The sequence below is a fragment of the Candidatus Contendobacter odensis Run_B_J11 genome (assembly GCF_000531125.1).
Lineage (GTDB): Bacteria > Pseudomonadota > Gammaproteobacteria > Competibacterales > Competibacteraceae > Contendibacter > Contendibacter odensensis.
In genome coordinates, this window is record NZ_CBTK010000066.1 from 20305 (window position 1) to 27488 (window position 7184).

A 7184-nucleotide genomic window follows, 5' to 3' on the forward strand; every position below is an offset into this window, starting at 1 on the left:
CGCCATTTTGCTAATTGTGTACATCCCATGATCAATGCCTTCGAGCTTCAAAGCGGTCGCCTTAAACAGATTCAGATTGAAAGCAAGGCTGATCTCGAACGTACCCAACCCATCTGGATTGATTTCGACGATCCCACCGACGACGAACGACTTTGGGCGAAGGAATTGTTCAAGTTGATCCTGCCGGACGATGACGATTTCGGCGACATCGAAGCCAGCGCCCGCTGTTTCGAGGACGTGACTGGCGCCCTGCAAATCCGCTCCGATTTCCTGCTCGACAAAGCAGACGAATCCCGCAACGTGCCGGTGGCCTTCGTGTTGAAACAGGACATCCTGTTTAGCCTGCACGAGGAAGATTTGCCGGCGTTCCGCCTGCTGCGGATGCGTGCCCGTCACCAGCCTGGCTACCTGGAAGACTGTCGGGATTTGCTGCTGGACCTCTACGCCACTGATGTCGAGTATTCAGCCGATGCGCTGGAGGGGATTTACGCGAATCTGGAGCAAATCGGCAACCGTACCCTCAAAGCCCATCTGAGTGATGAAGCCGCCGCCGAGGTGCTGGCCAGCATCGCCGGTGAAGAGGACCTGAACGGGCGCATCCGCCGGAATCTGATGGATACCCGTCGCGCCATCTCGTTCCTGATGCGGCGGCGGCGGCTTTCCACCGACGAAGTCGAGGACGCCCGCCTGATTCTGCGCGACATCGAATCGCTGAATGGGCACACCTCGTTTCTGTTCGACAAGATCAACTTCCTGATGGACGCGACGGTCGGTTTCATTAACATCAACCAGAACAAAGTCATCAAGATTTTTTCGGTGGTCTCGGTCGCCTTGTTGCCGCCGACCCTGATCGCCAGCATCTACGGTATGAACTTCGAGTTCATGCCTGAATTGAAATGGCAGTTTGGGTATCCACTCTCCATCGGCCTGATGATCGCTTCAATCGCGGCGCCGTTCTGGTTTTTCCGCAAGAAAGGGTGGTTGAAGTAGCGGACACTCCCGCTGCGAATGGCAAAGGCGGCATCAAGGGCACTGCCGATTTTCATCGCTGAGCAGAACTTTCGCTAAACCCTTCAGGGTTTTCGCCACACACTTTACATTTGTCATGCCTGCGAAAGCAGGTTTCTGATTTTTTTCATTGGGTTACTGGATTCCCGCGTGCGCAGGAATAACAGAAAGCGAAAGTCATGCGCGTCGCAGGTCAAATGGAAACTTTGCTGAGGCTGACCGGGCGCACCCGCCTTATTCGGTAACCCGTACTGGATTCCTCTGACATGGATCAAGCTACCCATAACAAGATTGTCTCGTTCATCTGGGGCATCGCCGATGATGTCCTGCGTGACCTCTTCAGGCGCGGCAAGTATTCCAGACGTGATCCTGCCGATGTGCGTGATCCGCCGCATGGATGCCGTACTCGAGCCCACCAAACCGGCGGTGCTTGACACCAAGAAGATGCTCGATGAGGCGCACATCACCGCGCAACGTGCCGCGCTCTGCGATGCGGCAGGCCAAGCCTTCTACAACACCTCAAAGTTCACCCTGCGTGATCTGAAGTCTCGCGGCAACCAGCAGCAGTTGCTCGCTGATTTCGAGGACTATCTGAACGGTTTTTCGCCGAACGTCCAGGCCATCATCGAGAACTTCAAGTTCCGCAACCAACTGTCTACTCTCTCCAAGGCGGACGCTATTGGCACGTTGATCAACAAGTTCCTCGATCCCGAAATCGATCTCTCACCGGCTGGCGTGGATAACCATGCGATGGGCACGATCTTCGAGGAGCTGGTGCGAAAGTTCAACGAAAAGAACAACGAGGAAGCCGGCGAACACTGGACGCCACGCGACGCGGTGAAGCTGATGGCGAACCTCATCTTCCTGCCGGTGTTCGCCCGGATTGAGTCTGGCGCTTATTTGCTTTACGACGGTGCTTGCGGCACCGGTGGAATGCTCACGGTAGCTGAGGAGACGCTGCGAAATCTTGCCTCCGCGCACGGCAAACAGGTCACTACCTACCTTTACGGTCAGGAGATCAACCCGGAGACTTACGCCACTTGCAAGGCTGACATGCTGCTGAAAGGCGAGGGTGAAAGCGCTGACCATATCGTCGGCGGCGCGGAATGGTCCACGTTGCTGCATGATGCTTTTCCGGCCATGCAATTCGATTTCATGCTCTCCAACCCGCCGTATGGCAAGAGCTGGAAGAAAGATCTGGAACATTTGGGCGGCAAGGACGCCATGCGCGATCCGCGCTTCAAGGTCATGCACCAGGGCGAGGAACTCTCCCTCGTCACCCGTTCCAGCGATGGGCAGATGCTCTTCCTTGCCAACATGGCGTCGAAGATGAACCACAGCTCGGCGCTGGGTAGCCGCATTGCCGAAGTGCATAACGGCTCGTCGCTGTTCACCGGCGACGCCGGCCAGGGCGAAAGCAACATCCGCCGCTGGATCATCGAGAACGACTGGCTGGAAGCGATGGTCGCCCTGCCGCTCAATCTGTTTTACAACACCGGCATCGCTACCTACATCTGGGTGTTCTCCAACCGCAAACCGGAACATCGCCGAGGCCAGGTGCAACTGATTGACGCCAGCCAGTGGTTCAAGCCGTTGCGCAAGAACCTTGGTAAAAAGAATTGCGAACTCGCCGAGGACGACATTCAGCGCATTTGCGACTGTCACCGCGATTTCGCCGAAACCGGGCAGTCGAAGATTTTCCCCAATGAAGCCTTTGGTTACTGGAAAATTATCGTGGAACGCCCGTTGCGGCTGCATAGCCAGCTTGCGCTGAAGACGATTGAGTCGCTGCGTTTTGCTTCCGGCGACGAAGAGATTCGTTCCCTGCTGTATGACGAATTCGGCGAGACACTGTTTAAGGACTTCGCCCGTATCGAGAACTCTCTGGAGCAGCGCTTGGCTGAATGGAACAGCGCGGAGGACGAGGATGCCGCCGAGGACGAGGTGAGTGCACGGAAGGGATTGCCGGAAAAGAAGAAGAAAAAGCTGCTTGATCCGCGAACCTGGCAGCGCGACGCTCATCTGGTGGATACCGCTACAAAGTTGCGGCAGGCGCTCGGCGGCGCTTTGTTTGAGAACCACAATGCGTTTCGCGATGCGGTAGACCGCGTACTGAAATCGCTCGACCACAAGGTATCCGCCGCCGATCTGAAGCTGATCCTGCGCGCTGTAAGCTGGCGCGTGGCAACCGCGCCGCCGGTGATCGCCAAGCTTCATAAACCCGGCAAGGTCACCCCTGATCCGTTACATGGACTCTACCCGGCGGAAGTGAACGGAAAGACCTGCATCGTCGAATACGAATCTGACAGCGAGTTGCGGGATACCGAGCAAGTCCCCCTGCTCGAAGAAGGCGGCATCGAAGTGTTTTTCCGCCGCGAGGTGCTGCCCTATGCGCCGGATGCGTGGATTAAGGAAGACGCGACGAAGATCGGCTACGAGATCAGCTTCACCCGCCACTTTTACCAGCCGCAACCCTTGCGCACGCTGGATGAAATCCGCGCCGACATTCTGGCGCTGGAGAAGGAGACTGAGGGATTGCTGGATGACATTCTGCTGGGCAGCCCCACCAAAGGCTGACTTGAATCAATTCGCCATTGTCTTGCTATATTCCGTCATTCCCGCGCAAGCGGGAATCCAGACCACTCCGGTTTCGTCATTCCCGCGCAAGCGGGAATCCAGACTACTCCAGTTTCGTCATTCCCGCGCAGGCGGGAATCCAGTAAGCCGCTGAAAAGATTGGATACCCGCTTTCGCGGGTATGACGAATTTATGGGTTTAGCGAAAGTTCTGAATCAGTGAGTTTTTATACAGCTACTAAGATTTCGTCATTCCCGCGTAGGCGGTAATCCAGACCACACCAGTTTCGTCATTCCCGCGCAGGCGGGAATCCAGACCACTCCGATTTCGTCATTCCCGCGTAGGCGGTAATCCAGACCACATCAGTTTCGTCATTCCCGCGTAGGCGGGAATCCAGACCACTCCGGTTTCGTCATTCCCGCGCAGGCGGGAATCCAGACCACTCCGATTTCGTCATTCCCGCGTAGGCGGGAATCCAGAGGGTGCGAATAGATGACTAAGCAACCCGTCGTCTACATCATGTCCAGCCGTCGCAATGGGACGTTGTACACCGGCGTGACCAGCGACCTTGCCAAGCGCGTGTGGGAACACCGGGGCAACTTCGTCGAGGGGTTTACGAAACGCTATGGCGTACATACCTTGGTCTGGTTCGAACTGCATAGCGAAATGTACCAAGCCATAGTGCGGGAAAAGCAGATTAAGAAATGGAATCGGGCATGGAAGATCAAATTGATAGAGCAAACCAATCCTCAGTGGCGTGACCTGTGGCCTTCGCTGACAGGAAACAATGACTTGGGTTCTCAACCACCTTCCACGTTTGAGACGCAAGCCGACGTGGCTGTTCTGGATTCCCGCTTGCGCGGGAATGACGGCGAGGGATATGAACAGGACTTTCGCTAAACCCGTAAATTCGTCATACCCGCGAAAGCGGGTATCCAATCTTTTCAGCGGCTTACTGGATTCCCGCTGGCGCGGGAATGACGGTGAGGGATATGAACCATGATCGCCGACCTCAAGCCGTATCCAGAATACAAAGAGTCAGGGCTGCCGTGGCTTGGACAGGTGCCGGAGCATTGGGAAGTGCGGCGCATGAAGTTGTTGATTCGCGAGATTGATGCCCGCTCAAAAACTGGGAAAGAGCAACTCCTACGAGTTTCACGGGTGTGATTCAAAGTGATGCACCGACGAAATGACCGGTTCATGCGGCTTCTTTTTCGACCCCTTGCCAATAGGTCTCCCACTCCCGGTTAGCCCGGTTGAGCCGGAGCGCCAACATCGTCTCGATATGCTCGGGTGACCACCAAGCACCGGGGAGTTTGAGCCGTTCTTGGATAATGTAGCGGTGAGCGCTCTCGATTTCCCCCGACCTGATCGGTAGACCCTGCTGGAGCGCGCCTTGAGAGTCCAGTTGATCCCAGCGGTTACGGAGATAGCGATCACAGGCGGTCACGGGGTCGTCGCTATCGGCCCCGACCAACGACGCCAAGGCGTCCAGTACGGCGGCGGATTGATGGGTCTTCAGCCGGTCTTTTTGCACGTCCAGCCACGCTTGGGGATCGTTGGCGGCACAGACCTTGGACGCTTCACCGAGAGACTCACAGAGATGGAAGAAATCCACCCAATACGTCCCTTGGGTCCCGACTTGCAGGTCCACCGGGTTCGCAATCCAGGGGGCCCCATCGCCGACCGCATGGAGCGGACTCCCCGGACCGAACCCCGCCTTCGCCGCACAACGCCACCCTTGCCGGCCACTTTCCTCAACCCCGCCGGCAAAATGCCCTCCGAACATCGGAGTGACACTGCCTTGCGGATGGACGAGATTCAGACGCACTTCTTTCCAGCTCAACACCTGACCTTGGCGTTTGTCTTCCGCATCCGGTGAGGGCTCCACCACCGGCACCATCGAACCATCCAGCTCGCCGATGAAGATCACCCCCGCCGCCGCCGCCCCGGGCCCGATTTCCCGCGCCGCCTCTTGGTCATACCTACAGTGGGCATGATGCTCCGTCGTCCGTTGAATCGTACTCACCGGCATCTCAATCCCGTAATGCTCCTTGAGCTTGGCCGGCACCCGCCCAAAGGCGTCATCCGCCCCAAAATCCGTCATCACCCGTTGCAAGGGTAGTGAACTCCCCCGGCAACTCACCCCCGCCACCGCGCTGAACGGCCGCTCAATCCCCGTATCGTTCCGCCAAAGCGATTCCATCACCTCGATCCGACCCAAGGTGGTGTACCCATACAGTTTTTTTTACCACCCGGTCGCCAATCCGGCTCCGCTTGACCCAACACCGTCTGCTTCTCCACTCCGCGTTCCGCCCAAGCCGTCCGCGCTTCGTTGCCCATCTGGCGCAGTTCTTCGATCACCCGTCGTTCCGCCGCATCGGCTCGTTCACAGTCACCCTCGGCATCTTCCACCACCGCCAGTAGGCTTTCTACACGGGTACGCACCTGCGGATGGCGATTCAAACGCTCTAACAAAACTGGGTCGCGGTCAGTCGGGAACAGCGGGGTCTCCTTAGACGGTAGCCGTCGGTCATGCGGTATTATGCGGCCTGCATCACTTTGAATCACACCCATTTCAGCCCGTCCAGGTGCGGGACCGCCAATGAACAATTATGTTTGCGGGCGGCAAAAGTGCTGTAGCGAACGCCGGAGTTGATCTTGGCGGGGTCGGAATGCAGATCATTATCGGCGGCAATCGTGATCGGAGTGCCGGGATAGGTGTTGCGGAACGCGGCAACGACAGGCTCCAGGTTTCCATCGCTGAATGCACACACCACGGCTGATCCGGTACATTCCCGTAGGCTGGCGCACGTCGCAAAGCCGGTCGCGATGATCAACGGTTGATCGGGTGAGGGTTTACCCAACACCATGAACGCGCCGGTGTGATCGCCTTTGGGAAGGAACAGCTTATTTCCAGCCGCATTGATCAGTTGCAGATCGACGATCCGCTTGTGGCGGTACATCGGAATCAGCAATGCGCCGTGTAGATCGTGGTGAGCGCACCAGCTTTGAAACCACGGCGCTTGACGCTGAATCACTGCGGGGGTGAGCTGGCGAAGATTGCCGGGGGCGATCTGCTTACGATCTGGATAAGGATGTTCGGCAGCGCGGGGCGCGACTTCCCAGATTCCGGTCGCCAATTTTGCCGCGCGGTTGGCTTGGGTAGCACGTTGCTGGCGCTCAAGCTGCTGGCGTTTCCGGTCTTGATCACTGGCAACGGCTACGTTAGCGCTTTCGGAGTGACCGCCAAACTTGAAGCGCGGACCCTCGGGGCCGGTTCGCCAGTCGCCGCAAATTAGGGTAGGAACGCCGTTGTTCAAGTGGCCGACATACCATCCGGCATCGCGGCTGGTGTCCAGCTTGAAGCGGTGAAACTTCCCATCAAAGATCAGCTTGTCGGGCGATCCGCCCAGAGCGGCTTGGATGCTGTCGAGAAGGGCGCGATCACTATGAATATCCATGTCCATCAGCAAATTCCATACTAGAGCTATGGGTAAATTTGCCGGTGACTTTTGGGCTGGAATCAGTCAAAATAAGAATGCGAATTAAGCGCTACAAAAAATTTCAGGAAAAACAAGCATAAAAATTGCAGCAGC

The 7184-nt window shown here is 57.0% G+C and carries 5 protein-coding genes and 1 pseudogene; 4 read left to right on the forward strand and 2 right to left on the reverse strand.

All coding sequences use genetic code 11. The features are described from left to right. The first annotated feature begins 27 nt into the window (after positions 1-27). From corA to BN874_RS24245, 4 genes and pseudogenes are all read left to right on the forward strand, one after another. Complete coding sequence (corA, locus tag BN874_RS05520; protein WP_034431408.1) at positions 28-990, forward strand: magnesium/cobalt transporter CorA; 963 nt, start codon at positions 28-30, stop codon at positions 988-990. Between the two features lie 284 nt (positions 991-1274). Continuing rightward, a pseudogene (locus tag BN874_RS05525) lies at positions 1275-3585 on the forward strand (type I restriction-modification system subunit M). Positions 3586-4077: 492 nt separating this feature from the next. Further along, positions 4078-4485, forward strand: coding sequence for a GIY-YIG nuclease family protein (locus BN874_RS05530; protein ID WP_034431409.1), 408 nt, complete (start codon positions 4078-4080; stop codon positions 4483-4485). 99 nt (positions 4486-4584) lie between these two features. Next, a complete protein-coding gene (locus BN874_RS24245; RefSeq protein WP_154724755.1) occupies positions 4585-4752 on the forward strand; it encodes a hypothetical protein in 168 nt (55 codons plus the stop codon). Between the two features lie 31 nt (positions 4753-4783). On the opposite strand, the gene BN874_RS05535 is transcribed toward BN874_RS24245, so the two are convergent. Both BN874_RS05535 and BN874_RS05545 read right to left on the reverse strand, forming a co-directional pair. Then, positions 4784-6090 (reverse strand): ISKra4 family transposase gene (locus BN874_RS05535; RefSeq protein ID WP_154724756.1). Its coding sequence is split into 2 segments (ribosomal slippage): positions 4784-5818 and positions 5821-6090, totalling 1305 coding nucleotides; the frame shifts between segments, so codons are not numbered across the junction. Positions 6091-6152: 62 nt separating this feature from the next. Next, a complete protein-coding gene (locus tag BN874_RS05545; RefSeq protein WP_034431413.1) occupies positions 6153-7055 on the reverse strand; it encodes a primase/helicase family protein in 903 nt (300 codons plus the stop codon). Positions 7056-7184 lie beyond the last annotated feature (129 nt).